Below are 17352 nucleotides of genomic sequence, written 5' to 3'. Positions count from 1 at the left end.
AGCTAGTAAGAACCCTGAAAGATGATCAGGTTGATAGGTCAGAGGTGGAAGCGCGGTGACGTGTGGAGCTGACTGATACTAATCGTTCGAGGACTTAACCAAATGATCATTCGATTCTCTTGTATTCTTCTTACGACATTATCTAGTTTTGAGGGTACAAAACCTCAAACCAAATAGTCTGGTGGCGATGGCGAGAAGGTCACACCCGTTCCCATACCGAACACGGAAGTTAAGCTTCTCAGCGCCGATGGTAGTTGGGGGTTTCCCCCTGTGAGAGTAGGACGCCGCCGGGCACATGAAAGAACAGCTGTAATGGCTGTTTTTTTTTTGTGCAGATTTATGAATGAAGCTGAAAATAGTTCAGCAACTGTGAAAAATCGAATAGACTTCGGACAGGTTTAGAGGAAAAGCAGGAAAAGCTGTCAGAAGAAGAGGTAACTTCGGACAAGTTTGGAGGAAACCAACGAAAAGTTGTCTGTACTAGAGTCAACTTCAGACAGGTTTGATGGGAAACCAGGAAAAGCTGTCCGAACTAGGTGCAACTTCAGACAGGTTTGGAGGAAACCAACGAAAAGCTGTCCGAAGTAGATGCAACTTCAGACAGGTTTGGAGGAAAACCAGAAAAAGCTGTCCGAAGTAGATGCAACTTCAGACAGGTTTGGTGGAGAAACAGGAAAAGCTGTCCGAATCAGTACCCCCGACAGTCATGCATCAAAAAAACTCTGGGCACTATAAATTGTTCCGTTAAATTAGGTAGGTCGATATCTTTGTAAAAGTGGCCGATAAATCTCTGGATTTGATCGATTTTTAAAAATCCTGCGATATATTCAAATATGTGGGGGCAAATCAAATTATCGTCAATCAAATCCAACGCAAAGAGCATAAACAAAAACCCTCTGATGTCAGAGGGTTTCAATCATTATTTCTTCTTTTTCTTGGATGTGCCCAGTGATTGCAGCTGGCCCATGACCTTCTCACGTGACTTTTGATCTTTCAGCAAGTATGCTGTACCTAAAGCAACAGTCGTCATCATCATCTTTTTTTTATCCATAATAAAACCTCCTCAGTTATGACAATATTCATGTATATGAAATTCCCGATATCAGTCTGTATAAACATTCCTGAAACTGCTGCAAACCACTGAAGAACTATCAAACCTTCGCGTTATCACTTATGCGTTAGATACTGGTAAATTAAGTAAGGTCCCTTTTTAATGGTCGATTGCAAAAAGGTCTGGATCAAAGGGTAGTCTTCATTCGGCATCATTTTGATCAATTCACTCCACCATTCTGTTTCGTAGCGGGCGATCATCCCAAGATTATATAGCAATAAATAATGCAACAGGAGCTCTGGATATAAAAACAATTCTCCTTTGTTCAGGGGCAGGACATATTGCTGTTCCTCAAGATTGAACTTCAATGGGATGGGTTCAGCAACTTCATCAAGGTTTGCTTCGAATTTTATAGAGCCATCATTTTCGTCATTGAAAGACAGAGGGATGGACGTTTTCTGCTGGAAAAATTCCTTGAACCGATTTTCCGTCATATGGAAGTGGTCCAAAATCGACATTGGCAGAGAGTAAACTGAATCTTGCTCAGTCTGGAGCGCTTCAAAATTTTGTTTCCCTCTTAATGCTGCATAGATGACAGAGAGTTCAGGGATTTGTACCATTACGTCACCCATTGTTGCCTTTTCCCCTTCCAATTGTTTCATGTGGAACATCTTTTCAGCCATGAGCGAAAACAAGCCATTCTTTTGGAACTTCACCTCATCATCGGTGAAGCTATATTGTTGCTTTTTACGTTTTCTTGTCGAAACACCGTGGGCAAGGACGGATGTAGTCTCGGGATAATCTGGTTCGACTGTCAGGATGCATGCTTTTATGAGATGGACGAGTCCGTAGAAGAGCAGGATGGGCTGGATGGCCAGCGGCGATTTTTCTGCCTGTTCATAATAAAGCTTCCCATGTTCGAGATAATACATAAAGGGATAGCAGTTTTCAAAACTCTTTAAGTCAGGCTGCTCAAGATTGAGTTTCCGGTAACATTTTTTCAAATAGTCTTGTGAATATTCGGCTGAAAAGAAGAGTGTATAGCTATTCCATTCTTTATAGGGAAATGACACGTAAAAAACCTCCAAGTTAACTGAAAAATCTAACAAATAGCACCGTCCTTGACAGTATTTTAACCAATTGATAACCTACAAATAATATTTTCTTAAAGGGGGGCATTTACTATGTGGGAAAGTAAGTTTGTGAAAGAAGGATTAACGTTTGATGATGTATTGTTGGTACCGGCTAAATCTGAGGTTTTGCCAAAGGATGTCAGCCTCAAAGTGAACCTTACGGAGACATTGAGACTGAACATCCCGATAATCAGTGCAGGAATGGATACTGTAACAGAAGCTGAATTGGCAATCAGCATCGCAAGGCAGGGCGGTCTGGGCATTATACATAAAAACATGTCCATTGAAGCCCAGGCCGACCAGGTCGATAAGGTGAAGCGCTCCGAAAGTGGTGTCATCACCGATCCTTTCTTTTTAACCCCGGAACATCAAGTGTATGATGCTGAGCATCTGATGGGGAAATACCGTATTTCTGGTGTTCCGATTGTAAACAACGCGGAAGAGCAAAAACTTGTTGGAATCATTACGAATCGTGATATGCGTTTTATCCAGGATTACTCCATCAAAATCGAGGAAGTCATGACGAAAACGGAATTGGTGACTGCTTCTGTAGGGACAACTCTTGAGGAAGCCGAACAAATCCTTCAGCGCCATAAGATTGAAAAACTCCCACTAGTAAATGACGAAGGCGTTTTGAAAGGCCTCATCACCATTAAAGACATCGAAAAAGTGATTGAGTTCCCGAACTCTTCGAAGGATGACAAGGGCCGCTTACTATGCGGAGCCGCAGTCGGTGTCACAGCAGATACAATGAAACGCGTTGAGATGCTGGTAAAATCGCATGTGGACGTCATTGTTGTCGATACTGCCCATGGCCATTCAAAGGGTGTCATTGAAACTGTAAGTCAAATCCGCGCAAGCTATCCTGACCTGAACATCATTGCCGGGAATGTCGCGACTGCAGAAGCGACAAAAGAGCTGATTGAGGCGGGTGCTGATATCGTCAAGGTTGGCATTGGTCCGGGGTCGATCTGTACAACACGTGTGGTAGCCGGTGTGGGTGTCCCGCAAATTACGGCTGTGTATGATTGTGCGACAGAAGCACGCAAGCATGGCAAGGCAATCATTGCTGACGGTGGCATCAAGTACTCCGGGGATATCGTAAAGGCCCTTGCTGCCGGAGGACATGCGGTTATGCTTGGAAGCTTGCTGGCTGGTGTAACTGAAAGCCCGGGTGAAACGGAAATCTACCAGGGAAGGCGCTTTAAAGTGTACCGGGGTATGGGCTCTGTGGCTGCAATGGAAAAAGGCTCAAAAGACCGTTACTTCCAGGAAGATAACAAGAAGTTCGTTCCAGAGGGAATTGAAGGAAGAATCCCTTATAAAGGACCACTGACAGATACGATTTATCAGCTTGTCGGAGGAATCCGTTCGGGAATGGGATACTGCGGAACGGCGGATCTTGAAGAACTGAGGGAAAATGCTCAGTTCATCCGGATGACAGGGGCTGGCCTGAGAGAGAGCCATCCGCATGATGTCCAGATCACGAAAGAAGCACCAAACTATTCCATGTAATAAAGCAAACTCCAGAGGCCAAATTTTACTGTGGTTTTGAAAGCAGCAAAGTTCGTGTTAAAAGGCGAATTAAATAGTGTGAAACAGACTGGGACTAAGACTTTTATCCTGTTCCAGGTCTGCTTTTTCCTGATTTTACAATAGACAGAGTGACTATTCTCTGTCTATTTTTTTTATTTTTTTTATGTTAAACTATACGGGTGTGATTTTTTTGAGGTAGAAAAAAATGCAAGTTTTATAGATTATTTTAAAACTATGGAGGGAAATTCGTCTTGAATCGTAAACAGAAACAGCTTTCAATGTTTTTTGCAGCATTCATTTTAACGATCACAACAATGTTTTCAGGATTTTCAATGGAAGCTGAAGCAGCAGAGGGCCAGCTGGGTATCGATGCAGAGGCAGCAATGCTGATCGATGCGGATACTGGAAGAGTACTATATGAGAAAAATTCCGATGTTGTCCTTGGAGTAGCATCCATGTCCAAGATGATGACAGAATATATGGTACTTGAAGCGGTCAAGCAAGGGAAGCTGAAATGGGACCAAAAGGTTAAAATCAATGAGTATGTCCATAAGCTATCTGGTGCACCTGGTCTGTCGAATGTCGGGCTGACACAGGGCGAGGATTACACGGTAAAAGAATTGTATGAAGCAATGGCGATCCACTCTGGGAACGCAGCGACCGTTGCACTTGCAGAAGTTCTTTCCGGAACAGAGAAGAACCATGTTGAAAAAATGAACAAAAAAGCGGCCGAGTTAGGCTTGAAAGATTATAAATTCGTAAACTCTTCAGGTTTGAACAATAAGGATCTGTTAGGACAGCACCCTGCAGGCAGTCCTGATGAAGAGAACGTCATGTCGGCACGTTCAATGGCTAAGCTTGCCTACCGTCTGCTGAAGGATTATCCGGAGGTATTGGAAACAGCAAGTGTCCCGGCATTGAAATTCCGTGATGGCCGCGAGTACAAGAACTTTAACTGGATGCTTCCAGGGCTTATTTATCAATATGATGGTGTCGATGGCCTGAAGACTGGATCTACTGATTTTGCGGGGTATGGTTTTACTGCTACTGCGATGAAGAATGGGCAGAGAGTCATTTCTGTTGTGATGAAGGCGGACTCCAAGGACAGCCGTTTTTCAGAAACTCGAAAGATCCTGGATTTTGCTTTCAGTAACTTTACAGAAGAAGAGCTTGTTAAAAAGAATCACCAGATCAAAGGAAAGAAAACTCTTCCAGTAACGAAGGGCAAGGAAGATAGCGTGAAGATCCAGGCTAAAAAGGCTATCTCGATGACAATCAGAAATGGCGAAAAAGATCAATACGAGCCAGTGCTTGTTTTAGATAAAAAGAAGCTTAACAAAGATGGCGAGTTGACTGCTCCAATTAAAAAAGGCGAACAAGTCGGCTATATGACTGTTAAGTCCAAGAAAGATGAAAAGATCAGCTTCCTGACTGAAGATGGACATAAGGAAATACAGGTCCCTGTCGTTGCTGCTGAAAGTGTTGAAAAAGCGAACTGGTTCGTGCTGGCGATGCGCGGAATCGGTGGATTCTTCGGAGACCTGTTTGGCGGAGTGGCTGATACGGTAAAAGGCTGGTTTTAATGAATAATCAAAGGTTTCCTGTCTTGACAGGAAACCTTTTTTATTGTTTATTTTCAATAGGGGTAGCTGTAATTCCGACTGAAAAAGTCCGAATATCCAGTTATTTTGTATTTGCTTTACATAGTAATCCCTTAACAGGGACAAGGGGGAGTAAGAATGAAGACAGGTACTGATCGTGTTAAACGTGGTATGGCAGAAATGCAAAAGGGCGGCGTCATCATGGATGTTGTCAACGCAGAGCAGGCGAAAATTGCTGAAGAAGCAGGCGCGGTTGCCGTAATGGCACTCGAGCGTGTCCCATCGGATATTCGCGCAGCTGGCGGTGTAGCAAGAATGGCCGACCCGAGAATCGTTGAGGAAGTAATGGGTGCTGTCACGATTCCCGTTATGGCAAAAGCAAGGATTGGCCACATCGTTGAAGCGCGTGTGCTTGAGGCAATGGGCGTTGATTATATTGATGAAAGTGAAGTTTTGACACCGGCGGATGAGGAATACCACTTGAATAAAAGGGATTATACTGTTCCTTTCGTATGCGGATGCCGCGACCTTGGCGAAGCAGCGAGAAGGATTGGTGAGGGAGCATCCATGCTTCGGACGAAGGGTGAGCCTGGCACTGGAAACATCGTTGAAGCTGTGCGCCATATCCGCAAGGTGAACGCACAGGTCCGCAAGGTGGTCGCTATGGACATGGACGAATTAATGACGGAAGCCAAGCTTCTTGGAGCGCCATATGAGCTTCTGCTGGAGATCAAGGAGCTAGGACGTCTCCCGGTTGTCAACTTTGCAGCAGGTGGCGTAGCAACGCCAGCTGACGCAGCATTAATGATGCAGCTCGGTGCTGACGGAGTATTTGTAGGATCAGGTATCTTCAAATCTGATAATCCGGCGAAGTTTGCAAAGGCAATTGTCGAAGCAACGACTCATTATCAGGATTACGAACTGATTGCGAACATTTCGAAAGGCCTTGGCATCCCGATGAAGGGTATGGAGATTTCCTCACTGGCACCTGAAGCCCGCATGCAGGATCGCGGCTGGTAAGGAGTATCATGATGGTGAAAATTGGAGTACTAGGCCTTCAAGGGGCTGTTCGTGAGCATATATGGGCAATTGAGGCTTCCGGGGCAGAAGGCATTGTCGTTAAACGTCCCGGACAGCTGGAAGAGGTAGACGGACTGATCATTCCTGGCGGAGAAAGCACGACCATTCGCCGTCTGGTTGATAAGTATGGCTTCATGGACGAATTGAAAAAGTTCGCTGCAGATGGCAAGCCAATGTTCGGCACTTGCGCAGGGTTGATTTTGCTAGCGAATGATCTGGTTGGCTATGATGAACCGCATATCGGTGTCATGGATGTGAAAGTGGAGCGCAACTCATTCGGGCGCCAGCGTGAAAGCTTTGAAGCGGAGATTGACATTGCCGGAGTGGCTGACAATTTTTCCGCAGTATTCATCCGGGCTCCGCATATCGTGGAAGCAGGCGAGAATGTCGAAGTGCTCGCAAAGCATAATGACAGGATTGTCGCAGCACGTGATGGTCAATTCCTCGGCTGTTCGTTCCATCCGGAATTGACAGATGATTTCAGGCTCATGAACTACTTTGTGAAAATGGTAGAGGAGTCAAAGAGTAAAAATTTTGCATAAACTGCTTGCATGCTGAACATAATTGTAGTAAATTATGAATTAAAATTCGATAGTAAAAGCGATGAGAGGGAATAGTAGCTTGTATCCATTCCGAAGAGAACCGGTGGTTGGTGCGAACCGGTGTCTGGAACAAACGAATCCGCCCTCGAGCAGAGTATGGAACGCCATAATGGCCAGTAAATACTCTCGGTAAAAACCGTTATTTTATGAGTGGAAGGCATTTTTGCCTTCAACTAGGGTGGCAACGCGGGTTAACTCTCGTCCCTTTTTGGGGACGGGAGTTTTTTATTTTTATCAAAGCTTTTTACTGCTTATAAAAAAGGAGGAATTCGCAGTGTTAGACGTAAAGTATTTGAGAGCGAATTTTGAAGAAGTGAAACAGAAGCTGCAGCACCGTGGCGAAGACATGACTGATTTCGGCAAGTTTGAGGACCTGGATGTCAAGCGCAGGGAATTGATCCTTGAGGCGGAGCAGCTGAAGAGCAGAAGGAATGAAGTATCCCAGCAAGTTGCGCAGCTGAAGCGTGAAAAGCAAGATGCAGACCACCTGATTGCGGAAATGCGTGAAGTGGGCGACAAAATCAAGGTTCTGGATGATCAACTGCGTGAGGTCGAGGAAGAGCTTGAGACATTGTTGCTGAGCATTCCGAATATCCCGCATGAAAGTGTTCCGGTTGGCGAAACTGAAGACGATAATGTGGAAGTCCGCAAATGGGGCGAAGTCCGTGACTTTGAATTTGAAGCTAAGCCTCACTGGGAAATCGCAGACCATTTGAAGATCCTTGATTTTGAACGCGCTGGCAAAGTCACTGGCAGCCGGTTTGTCTTTTACAAAGGTTTAGGTGCACGTCTTGAGCGCGCATTGATGAGTTTCATGCTTGACCTGCATGTTGATGAGCATGGCTACAAGGAAATCCTTCCTCCGTACATGGTCAACCGTGCAAGCATGACTGGAACAGGACAGCTTCCGAAGTTTGAAGAGGATGCCTTCCGGATCGAGAGCGAAGATTACTTCCTGATTCCGACAGCAGAGGTCCCAGTCACGAATATGCACCGCGATGAGATTCTGAGCGGCGAAGAACTGCCAGTGAATTACGCGGCATACAGTGCTTGTTTCCGTTCTGAGGCAGGATCTGCCGGCCGCGATACGCGTGGCTTGATCCGCCAGCATCAGTTTAATAAAGTGGAGTTAGTGAAGTTCGTGAAGCCTGAGGATTCTTATGAGGAGCTTGAAAGGCTGACTGGACATGCTGAGAAAGTGCTTCAGCTATTGGGCCTTCCATATCGCGTATTGAGCATGTGCTCTGCCGACCTAGGCTTCACGGCTGCGAAGAAGTATGATATTGAAGTCTGGATTCCAAGCTACGGTACGTACAGGGAAATCTCTTCTTGCAGTAACTTTGAAAGCTTCCAGGCAAGACGTGCGAATATCCGCTTCCGCCGCGAGCCGAAGGCAAAGCCTGAACATGTGCATACACTTAACGGATCTGGCCTTGCAATTGGCCGTACTGTTGCCGCGATTCTTGAGAACTACCAGCAGGCTGACGGAAGTGTCATCATCCCTGAAGCATTGCGTCCATACATGGGCAATAGGGAAGTTATTGCTCCGGAATAATCGGCACCTTAAGGCGTTTCCGCTTTTCTATTTGGGCAGGATTCATCCCTGCCCAAAAAAACTTTTAAAGAAGTGTTGACTCGTTTTTGAATACGTGATATTATATTTCTTGTCTCGGAGGTATACCCAAGTCCGGCTGAAGGGATCGGTCTTGAAAACCGACAGGCGGGTAACACCGCGCGGGGGTTCGAATCCCTCTACCTCCTCCATTAATTTTTTAATTAATGCATTACCGCATAAAACAATTTGGAGATTGTGTAAGAAAGCCCGTTACTTATGTAGCGGGTTTTTTTATATGACTGAACGTTAAACGGATAAATTCCGCTTAAATTTGGAATTCCTCTTATTTCGGCTTCATTAGCGCTCTATATATACAATAGGCGGAAATTCTCCGCTTATGAACCCGTACATCTGCACGAAAAATCTCCTCTCCAAAACAAAAAAACCGCCAAATCGGCGGTTTTATTTTTTCAATAATTGAGTTTGCTTGATATGTGTCGCGATTTTCTCCACGATTGGTTCAATCGATTCCGGATTGTTGAACAAATCGTAATCATTGATATTCAAGCGCAGGACAGGGCATGCGTTAAAGTTATTGATCCAATTTTCATAACGTCCGTGCATTTCTTCCCAGTAACTGATCGGGGTCTGCTGTTCCATCGGACGTCCTCTTAGCTTGATGCGCTCTAGAATGTCGTCGATCGATCCTTCCAGATAGATCAGCAGGTCAGGGTGCGGGAAATACGGAGTCATGACCATTGCGTCGAATAGGCTCTTATATGTGTCGTAGTCCACCGGGGACATTGTGCCTTTTTCGTAATGCATTTTTGCGAAGATGCCGGTATCTTCATAGATCGAACGGTCCTGGATAAAACCGCCGCCGTATTCGAAGATCCTTTTTTGTTCCTTGAAGCGCTCTGCAAGGAAATAGATCTGCAAGTGGAAGCTCCAGCGTTCAAAGTCAGCATAAAACTTATCAAGGTATGGATTCGTGTCCACCTTTTCAAAGGATGTACGGAACCTGAGGGCATCCGCCAGCGCATTGGTCATCGTAGATTTGCCGACTCCGACTGTACCGGCAATCGTGATGACGGCATTAGCCGGGATGTCATATTTCGTTCTTAAATTCATGGTTGTACGCTCCTTTTTCTTAATGATGCGGTTAGCTGGTCAATGATCAGCTGGAGGTCTTCTTCATTCTTGACGAAATCCAGGTCATCGCCGCTGAATCGGAGGACTGGGATTTCGGGATGGTCTAACTCGAACTGAAGCATTGCTTGTTCATAATCAAGAGATAATTGCTCCAGATATAAAGGACTGATGTTTTTTTCGACTTCGCGGCCGCGCATCTTGATGCGTTTCAGCAATGTATCGAGGCTTGCATTAAGATAAATGATGACATTTGGTTTAGGCATATCTTTTGTCAGGATTTGATAAATATCTAAATATTTTTTGTACTCCTGATCATTCAATGTACGCTGGGCGAAAATGAGGTTTTTCATGATATGATAGTCAGCTACGACAGACTTGTTTTGGCTGAGGTAATGTTCATTAATATCTCCAAGCTGCTTATATCGATTGCAGAGGAAAAACATTTCTGTCTGGAAACTCCATTCTTCGATGTTATCGTAAAACTTCCCCAAAAATGGATTTTCATCGACAATTTCTTTTAAAAGTGCAAATTGGAACCGCTCTGAAATGGCTCTGGCCAGTGACGTTTTGCCGATCCCAATCGGTCCTTCAACCGTTATAAAAGGTGTTCCTTCCACAACATGTCCTCCCTCTCCGTTGTATCTGTATCTTTTTTTACATTTTTGTCAGTTAAATCACGCAAAGTCCATTTTATCACACCAGTGCACGGAATGGATATGCTATATTAAGAGGCAATTTTAGCAAAAAAGAAGACAGCCGCATAAATACTGCGCCTGTCATATATTATCGGAATTTGTAAAAAAATTTTAACACTGCCACTCATCATTAAGGCTTATCGTTTCACCACATTGAAATTCTCCTGGATGAGCAGCCAGTTTTGCGGAAAGGAGAGTCCGAGCTTCCAATAGCTCATGCCTCTCAGGTTCAGTTCCTTGATCAGGTCGAATTTTGCCTGGATGGAACGGGCATCCTCAAACCAGACTTCATGCTGCTTTCCGTCCGTTGCGGTATATCGGAATGTCGGTGCCTGGGACTTTGTGTTGTACTCAATCGCGACATTATTGTCAGCTGCGATCTGGATGGCCTGTTGCGGACTGACCGCTCTTGCGATGGATCCTTCCACAAATGGAAGAGTCCAATCATATCCATAAAGATTCTGGCCCATCATGATTTTCTGGGAAGGCATTTCACTTGCTGCATACTCCAACACCTGGCGGACAGGGCCGATCGGGGAGACTGCCTGGGCAGGTCCGCCGCTATAACCCCATTCATACGTCATGATGACGACGAAATCGACTATTTCGCCATGTGCTTTGTAATCATGGGCAGTGTACCAGGCACCAGTCTGTGCGGCGCTCGTTTTAGGAGCAAGAGCAGTGGAGATGAACCAGCCCTCCTGTTTGAAACGATCCCTAGCTTTCCGCAGGAAGGTGTTATAGGCTTCACGGTCTGCTGGGCGCAGGAATTCAAAATCAAAATGGATATCACGGAATCCGTATTTTTTAGCGGTGGCGACGATATTGTTCAGGAACTTATCCTGTATGGCCATGTCATTCAGGAGGATTCGGCCGAGTTCATCGCTGAACTGGTCATTCTCCTGGTTGGTGATGACCATCATCAATATATTATTGTTTGCCTTGGCGATGGCCGGGAAATTGTTCAAGAGCGGCTCCTTTAAAGAACCGTCACGCAGGGCCTGGAAACTGAACGGCGCAAGATATGTGAGATAAGGTGCCGCTTCCCGTGCTGCAGTTTCGAGCGCAGGGGCGACTGTATTCCCACGCGGTTCTACATACGCATTGAATTCTGCTTTTGATTTTGGCTGTTGGGGTATATAGAGCCGGAAACCGACTGAGAGCGGCTGGTCGACCGAAATCGCGTTGATCCGCGCAAGTTCCTGTGGAGTGGTTCCGAACCTCCGGGAAATGGCCCACAAGCTGTCACCGGGCTGGACAAAATAGAAACTCCCGACAATCGGGATGACCATCGCCTGGCCGACGACAAGATTATTGGGATTGGGCAGTTCATTTGCCTCGGTTATATCGGCAACAGACGACCCGTAAACCTGAGCAATCTGTGTCAAATTCTGTCCTTGCTGTACTACATGGATTTGCATCTTCTTCCCTCCCTGGCAATTTAGCGCTACAACCATTGTATGAAGGAAGAAAATGCAGTATGTTATAAATCAAGCTCCTTTGATGGCCTTGTATCGGCAGACAGGACATTTTTCATCATTGTCAGCGCGTATTGATTGTCTTTTACATCATTAGAGGCAATGAAGTCTTCTGGTATGATCAGGTTGTATTCGCGCATATACGCATCATTCGCAGTGAAAAGTACACAAATATTCCCGGCAATCCCTGCAAGGACCAGGGTATCAACTTTCAGCTGCTGCAGCAAAGTATGAAGTGCGGTTCCATAAAAAGCGGAGTGCTTCGGCTTGATCAGGAAATAGTCCTTGTTCTTTTCAGGAGCGATTTTTTTGATGATTTCCTCGCTTTTTTCATTCGAGCAATGGTCCATGATTTTTTCAAAATCAGCCTGCCATAGATTATAATGGTCATTAATATAGATGACGGGCATGTCCTTTTCATTGAAAGATTTCTTTAAGGTTAAAATCGGATCGATGATCTTTTCTGTATTTTTTGCAAGGGCTTCCCCTGCGTCGAAATTAAAGTCATTGATCATATCGATGATCAAAAGGGCAGTCTTTGACATGAATATCCTCTCCTTCTCCCTTATATTTTTACCGGCAGGGGATTATTAAACCAGTTGGAAACATAAAACACCTTAATGGAGGAAAAGATGGAATATACTCCAGATGAACAATATATGTTAGAAGCAATAGAAGAGGCAAAAAAAGCAGGCCAGATTGGGGAGGTCCCGATTGGTGCGGTCATCGTCCTGGACGGGGAGATCATCGCCAGGGCCCATAATCTCCGTGAAACGAAGCAAAGCTCCATCGCCCATGCAGAGGTCCTCGCGATTGACGATGCCTGCAAGAAGCTTGGCACATGGCGGCTGGAGGATGCTGTCCTGTATGTCACGCTGGAACCCTGTCCTATGTGCGCAGGGGCGATCATGCTCTCGCGGGTGAAAAAAGTGGTCTATGGGGCCCAAGATCCTAAAGGCGGCTGTGCTGGAACCTTCATGAACATTCTCCAGGATGAACGTTTCAACCATCAAAGCGAAGTCGTTTCAGGTGTGTTGAACGAGGAGTGCGGAGCGTTGCTGTCCGATTTTTTCAGAAATCTCCGGGCAGAGAAAAAGCAGAAAAAGAAGCAGGCAAAACAGGCGCTGGAACATCATACAGGAATTGACAGCTGATAAACATTGATTTTTCCCGGGAGAGTTAGTATACTATGTATGTGTCCTTGAGACACACCTAAATAAGGTTTCAATTTTGCCGTGCTAGTCGGGGAGGTAGCGGTGCCCTGTACCCGCAATCCGCTCTAGCGGGGATGAATCCCTTCCTGAGGCTGTTTTACTGTAGGGTCTGCCTTAAGTAAGTGGTGTTGACGCCCGGGTCCTGCGCAATGGGAATCCATGAACCATGTCAGGTCCGGAAGGAAGCAGCATTAAGTGGACGCTCCCATGTGCCGCAGGGTTGCCTGGGCCGAGCTAACTGCTTAAGTAACGCTTATGGTATTCAGTCGACGGAAGGTGCGCGGCAGTTAAATATGATCCATTCAACTCATCTCTTATATGGAGATGAGTTTTTTGTCGTTTAATACATTAAAAACTTCCTCTTGTAAAAGTGAAATTGAAAGATATATGCGTTATAATAGTTAAGATAATATAAACGAAGGGAGCGGTGTCATTGGCCTACCAAGCTTTATACAGAGTCTGGCGTCCACAGCAGTTCATTGATGTGGTCGGACAGGAACATGTCACAACGACACTGCAAAACGCTCTGCTTCAACAAAAAATATCACATGCCTACCTTTTTTCCGGCCCGCGGGGTACGGGAAAAACGAGTGCTGCTAAAATTTTGGCAAAAGCGGTTAACTGTGAACGAGCTCCGATAACAGAGCCTTGCAACGAATGCGATGCCTGCCGGGGAATAACCGATGGATCGATACCCGATGTGATTGAAATTGACGCTGCTTCCAATAACGGTGTCGAGGAAATCCGGGATATCCGTGACAAAGTAAAATATGCCCCTAACGTCGTGAAGTATAAAGTTTATATCATCGATGAAGTGCATATGCTTTCCATCGGAGCGTTCAACGCCTTGCTGAAAACACTTGAAGAGCCTCCAAAGCATGTTATCTTTATCCTCGCTACTACTGAGCCCCATAAGATTCCACTCACAATCATTTCACGATGCCAGCGATTTGATTTCAAGAGAATCACTGCTCAGGCCATCGTTGGCAGGATGAAGCAAATTGTTGAGGAATCTGGAGTGGATTGCGATGATACAGCCCTGCAAATCATTGCAAGGGCGGCAGAAGGCGGAATGCGTGATGCCTTGAGTCTGTTGGACCAGGCGATTTCATTCAGCCAGGATCGAGTGACGATTGAGGATGCGCTCACCGTAACAGGAACAGTATCACAGAACTTTCTGAACCAGCTGGCCAGGGCGATTCAGGAGAAAAATGCGGCTGCTGGACTGGAAGCATTGGATGAACTTCTTTTACAAGGAAAGGATCCGGCAAGATTCATAGAGGACATGATCTTCTTCTACCGCGACATGCTCCTGTATAAGGCAGCACCAGCACTGGAAGAAGCGATGGAACGAGTGATGCTGGATCATGATTTCCAGGAACTCACCAATCAAGTTGATTCCGCACAAATATATGATTTGATTGAAGTCTTGAACAAAGCCCAGCAAGAAATGCGCTGGACGAACCATCCGCGCATATTCCTTGAAGTCGCGATCGTAAAACTATGCCAGCTTGATGCTCAGGTGCAGACAAGCAATGTACAGGTTGAACCTTTATTGAAGAGGATTGAACAGCTTGAAGAAAAGCTGGCGAATTTTCAGCAAAATCCGGGTGCGGCAGCAAGTGAACCAGCTGCGGCCAAAAAGGCGCCGCGTCCAAACCGAAAAGGTTTCCAGGCTCCGGCAGGAAAAATCAATGAAGTACTGAAGAGCGCCACAAAGACGAATCTTCAAGCGATCAAGGGACGCTGGGGGGACTTGCTCGAAATGCTGGCCGCAAAGCAAATGCGTTCTCAGGCTGCGTTATTGAATGAAGCCGAGCCGGTTGCTGCATCTGATGAGGCGGTCGTGATAAAATTCAAATATGAGATTCACTGCCAGATGGCAATGGAGAACACCAGGTTCACCGAAACCGTCAGTGATGCGATGCTGGATTACACCGGCAAAAGAATGCAGGTCATTGGTGTGCCGGAAGAACAGTGGCTTAAAATAAGGGAAAGCTTTATCAGCCAAAGAGGCGACGGAGCATCTGAAGGTCAGGCTGCTGCCAGTGAAGACCCACTGATTGCCGAAGCCAAGAAACTATTTGGCGATGAATTAATACAAATACAAGATTAAATTTGGAGGTACGTTTACATGATGCGAGGAAATGGTAATATGCAAAACATGATGAAGCAAATGCAAAAAATGCAAAAGAAAATGGAAGAAGCACAGGTTCAATTAGGTGAAGAGAAAATCGAAGGTACTGCAGGCGGCGGCATGGTAACAGTCATCGTAACTGGCCATAAAGAAATCGTCGATGTTCAAATCAAGCCGGAAGTCGTTGACCCAGACGATGTCGAAATGCTTCAGGACCTAGTACTTGCTGCAACAAACGATGCATTGAAAAAAGCAGAAGAATTAACGAACAAAACAATGGGACAATTCACAAAAGGGATGAACCTTCCTGGGGGAATGTTCTAGGAGGAATAAATAAGAATGCATTATCCTGAACCAATATCAAAGCTGATCGACAGCTTTATGAAATTGCCAGGTATCGGCCCGAAGACGGCCGCACGTCTGGCTTTTTTCGTCTTAAGCATGAAGGAAGAAACCGTATTGGATTTTGCGAAGGCCCTGGTGAATGCGAAGCGCAATTTGACGTATTGCTCTGTTTGCGGTCATATCACTGACCAGGATCCTTGCTATATTTGCGAAGACCAGCGCCGCGACCGCAGTGTTGTCTGCGTGGTCCAGGATCCCAAGGACGTCATTGCGATGGAAAAAATGAAGGAATACAACGGTCTGTATCATGTGCTTCATGGAGCGATTTCCCCGATGGATGGAATTGGCCCGGAAGATATCAATATACCTGATCTGTTGAAAAGGCTGCAGGATGAAACCGTCCAGGAAGTCATCCTTGCCACAAACCCGAATATCGAGGGTGAAGCGACGGCGATGTATATTTCAAGGCTCCTGAAGCCTTCAGGAATCAAGATTACAAGGATTGCCCATGGTCTGCCTGTCGGAGGGGACCTTGAATACGCTGATGAAGTCACACTATCGAAAGCACTCGAAGGCCGCCGGGAAGTTTAATTTCTATATAAGAAGCACTCTACTGGAGGAAGGTCATGTTTTTTCGTAAAAAGAAATGGCTAAGAAAAGAATTCGACCAAAAACTATTGGAACAGCTGGACAGCATGAAGACGAACCGGAATAATCAAAAGCTATTGGTTGAAAGAAGCTTCGACCCATCAGAAGAGTTCATCACGGAAGCAAAGATTACCGAAGCGAAATACTTCTTCCTATTTAAAGAAGCAAAGCACAGGAAAATCACGATCAGGACAAAATAAATGCAATGAGGTCTTATTTCAATGACTTGTACATAAAATGGTACAAGACATTGGAATAAGGAGGATAAGTATGGATCCTATAGTTGTCATATCGGTCCTGGGTGGATTGATCCTGTTGCTGCTCATAATAGGTGCGCCGACAAAGCCGCTCCGCCTGATTGGCCAGAGCACGGTGAAAATCCTGATCGGAGCCCTCTTTCTATTTTTTCTCAACGCTTTCGGAACCAGCTTCGGAATCTACGTGCCAATCAACATTGCAACCGCAGCAGTCTCCGGATTGCTGGGGATCCCGGGCGTATTCGCCCTGGTTGCAATCCAGACTTGGATTATATAGTCAACGAACGCCGCTTTTAGACGAAGCGGCGTTTTAATTTTCTCGTAAGTTTCAGAGGTTCTTCTCGAAAGGGCATTACATTAGCATTGGAAAGCAAATACCTTTTTATAAACTTTATTGCTATTACAATATAGTAAAAACCACGTTCATTTTCGTATGTCTGATTATGCTGCATAATCGAAAAGAGCCCCGAAACCTTTTAGAATGCGGAATGATGTATGAATACGAAAAGCAACAATTAATGAGAAAATAACTTTTTGTAAAAAAGTTATTGACCAGGCAAGCAGAAGTTGTTAATATATAAAAGTTGCTGTTGAGCAGCCGTTAATAACTTTAAAAAAGATGTTGACGAAACAATGACAGCATGGTATATTATTTAAGTCGCCTACGGGTGACACCGAAAAATTGCTCTTTGAAAACTAAACAAACAAGCGTCAACAAACAATATTATCATGCTTCTATTATATAGAACATGAGCCAACGTTTTAACTTTTATGAGCTAACTCATAACTCTTTTTTGGAGAGTTTGATCCTGGCTCAGGACGAACGCTGGCGGCGTGCCTAATACATGCAAGTCGAGCGGATCTTCAT

17 protein-coding genes, 1 tRNA gene, 3 rRNA genes, 1 other RNA gene and 1 other annotated feature are annotated in these 17352 nt (G+C 45.3%); of the genes, 16 read left to right on the top strand and 6 right to left on the bottom strand.

Annotated elements, in window-relative coordinates:
* Both ACNAZ4_RS23660 and rrf read left to right on the top strand, forming a co-directional pair.
* Positions 1–102, top strand: a 23S ribosomal RNA gene (locus ACNAZ4_RS23660); the annotation flags it as partial.
* A gap of 75 nt (positions 103–177) precedes the next feature.
* Positions 178–293 (top strand): 5S ribosomal RNA (rrf, locus tag ACNAZ4_RS23655).
* Between the two features lie 626 nt (positions 294–919).
* On the opposite strand, the gene ACNAZ4_RS23650 is transcribed toward rrf, so the two are convergent.
* Together ACNAZ4_RS23650 and ACNAZ4_RS23645 are read right to left on the bottom strand one after the other, a co-directional pair.
* On the bottom strand, positions 920–1051 hold the full coding sequence (locus ACNAZ4_RS23650) for a hypothetical protein (RefSeq protein WP_415818709.1): 132 nt from the start codon (positions 1049–1051) through the stop codon (positions 920–922).
* A gap of 116 nt (positions 1052–1167) precedes the next feature.
* Entirely contained in the window at positions 1168–2124 is a 957-nt protein-coding gene (locus tag ACNAZ4_RS23645; RefSeq protein ID WP_415818707.1) for a YaaC family protein, read from the bottom strand.
* Between the two features lie 111 nt (positions 2125–2235).
* On the opposite strand from ACNAZ4_RS23645, the gene guaB reads away from it, so the two are divergent.
* The 6 genes from guaB to ACNAZ4_RS23615 all read left to right on the top strand — a co-directional run bounded on the left by guaB (position 2236) and on the right by ACNAZ4_RS23615 (position 8767).
* Positions 2236–3699, top strand: a complete 1464-nt coding sequence (gene guaB / locus ACNAZ4_RS23640; RefSeq protein ID WP_415818705.1) for an IMP dehydrogenase — start codon at positions 2236–2238, stop codon at positions 3697–3699.
* A gap of 299 nt (positions 3700–3998) precedes the next feature.
* A complete protein-coding gene (locus ACNAZ4_RS23635; RefSeq protein WP_415818713.1) occupies positions 3999–5303 on the top strand; it encodes a serine hydrolase in 1305 nt (434 codons plus the stop codon).
* A 156-nt stretch (positions 5304–5459) separates the two neighbouring features.
* Entirely contained in the window at positions 5460–6341 is an 882-nt protein-coding gene (pdxS, locus tag ACNAZ4_RS23630; protein ID WP_415818703.1) for a pyridoxal 5'-phosphate synthase lyase subunit PdxS, read from the top strand.
* Between the two features lie 11 nt (positions 6342–6352).
* A complete protein-coding gene (pdxT, locus tag ACNAZ4_RS23625; RefSeq protein ID WP_415818711.1) occupies positions 6353–6943 on the top strand; it encodes a pyridoxal 5'-phosphate synthase glutaminase subunit PdxT in 591 nt (196 codons plus the stop codon).
* Positions 6944–6995: 52 nt separating this feature from the next.
* Positions 6996–7212, top strand: a binding site (T-box leader).
* A gap of 65 nt (positions 7213–7277) precedes the next feature.
* On the top strand, positions 7278–8558 hold the full coding sequence (serS, locus tag ACNAZ4_RS23620) for a serine--tRNA ligase (protein ID WP_415818701.1): 1281 nt from the start codon (positions 7278–7280) through the stop codon (positions 8556–8558).
* A 116-nt stretch (positions 8559–8674) separates the two neighbouring features.
* A tRNA-Ser gene (locus tag ACNAZ4_RS23615) sits at positions 8675–8767 on the top strand.
* Between the two features lie 253 nt (positions 8768–9020).
* Here the strand turns inward: ACNAZ4_RS23615 and ACNAZ4_RS23610 are convergent.
* From ACNAZ4_RS23610 to ACNAZ4_RS23595, 4 genes are all read right to left on the bottom strand, one after another.
* Positions 9021–9689, bottom strand: coding sequence for a deoxynucleoside kinase (locus ACNAZ4_RS23610; RefSeq protein WP_415818699.1), 669 nt, complete (start codon positions 9687–9689; stop codon positions 9021–9023).
* Positions 9686–10327, bottom strand: coding sequence for a deoxynucleoside kinase (locus ACNAZ4_RS23605; RefSeq protein WP_415818697.1), 642 nt, complete (start codon positions 10325–10327; stop codon positions 9686–9688). The genes ACNAZ4_RS23610 and ACNAZ4_RS23605 overlap by 4 nt, the downstream gene beginning before the upstream one ends.
* Positions 10328–10542: 215 nt before the next feature.
* Positions 10543–11826, bottom strand: coding sequence for a glycosyl hydrolase family 18 protein (locus ACNAZ4_RS23600; protein WP_415818695.1), 1284 nt, complete (start codon positions 11824–11826; stop codon positions 10543–10545).
* 62 nt (positions 11827–11888) lie between these two features.
* On the bottom strand, positions 11889–12428 hold the full coding sequence (locus ACNAZ4_RS23595; RefSeq protein WP_415818693.1) for a cysteine hydrolase family protein: 540 nt from the start codon (positions 12426–12428) through the stop codon (positions 11889–11891).
* An 87-nt stretch (positions 12429–12515) separates the two neighbouring features.
* On the opposite strand from ACNAZ4_RS23595, the gene tadA reads away from it, so the two are divergent.
* From tadA to ACNAZ4_RS23555, 8 genes are all read left to right on the top strand, one after another.
* Positions 12516–13037: a tRNA adenosine(34) deaminase TadA gene (gene tadA, locus ACNAZ4_RS23590; RefSeq protein ID WP_415818691.1), complete on the top strand. Its 522-nt coding sequence runs from the start codon at positions 12516–12518 to the stop codon at positions 13035–13037.
* Positions 13038–13116: 79 nt separating this feature from the next.
* An RNA gene (ffs, locus tag ACNAZ4_RS23585) (signal recognition particle sRNA large type) lies at positions 13117–13381 on the top strand.
* 149 nt (positions 13382–13530) lie between these two features.
* Positions 13531–15213, top strand: a complete 1683-nt coding sequence (gene dnaX / locus ACNAZ4_RS23580) for a DNA polymerase III subunit gamma/tau (RefSeq protein WP_415818689.1) — start codon at positions 13531–13533, stop codon at positions 15211–15213.
* 18 nt (positions 15214–15231) lie between these two features.
* A complete protein-coding gene (locus ACNAZ4_RS23575) occupies positions 15232–15558 on the top strand; it encodes a YbaB/EbfC family nucleoid-associated protein (RefSeq protein ID WP_214705893.1) in 327 nt (108 codons plus the stop codon).
* Positions 15559–15573: 15 nt separating this feature from the next.
* A complete protein-coding gene (recR, locus tag ACNAZ4_RS23570; RefSeq protein ID WP_214705894.1) occupies positions 15574–16170 on the top strand; it encodes a recombination mediator RecR in 597 nt (198 codons plus the stop codon).
* A gap of 35 nt (positions 16171–16205) precedes the next feature.
* On the top strand, positions 16206–16427 hold the full coding sequence (locus ACNAZ4_RS23565) for a YaaL family protein (RefSeq protein ID WP_415818686.1): 222 nt from the start codon (positions 16206–16208) through the stop codon (positions 16425–16427).
* A gap of 70 nt (positions 16428–16497) precedes the next feature.
* Entirely contained in the window at positions 16498–16761 is a 264-nt protein-coding gene (locus tag ACNAZ4_RS23560; protein WP_415818684.1) for a pro-sigmaK processing inhibitor BofA family protein, read from the top strand.
* Between the two features lie 514 nt (positions 16762–17275).
* A 16S ribosomal RNA gene (locus tag ACNAZ4_RS23555) occupies positions 17276–17352 on the top strand; the annotation flags it as partial.

It is taken from the genome of Mesobacillus thioparans (genome assembly GCF_965138835.1).
GTDB classification, from domain to species: domain Bacteria; phylum Bacillota; class Bacilli; order Bacillales; family Cytobacillaceae; genus Mesobacillus; species Mesobacillus thioparans.
Note: the sequence above shows the minus strand (reverse complement) of the source record. Positions and strands in the feature narration are given on the sequence as shown.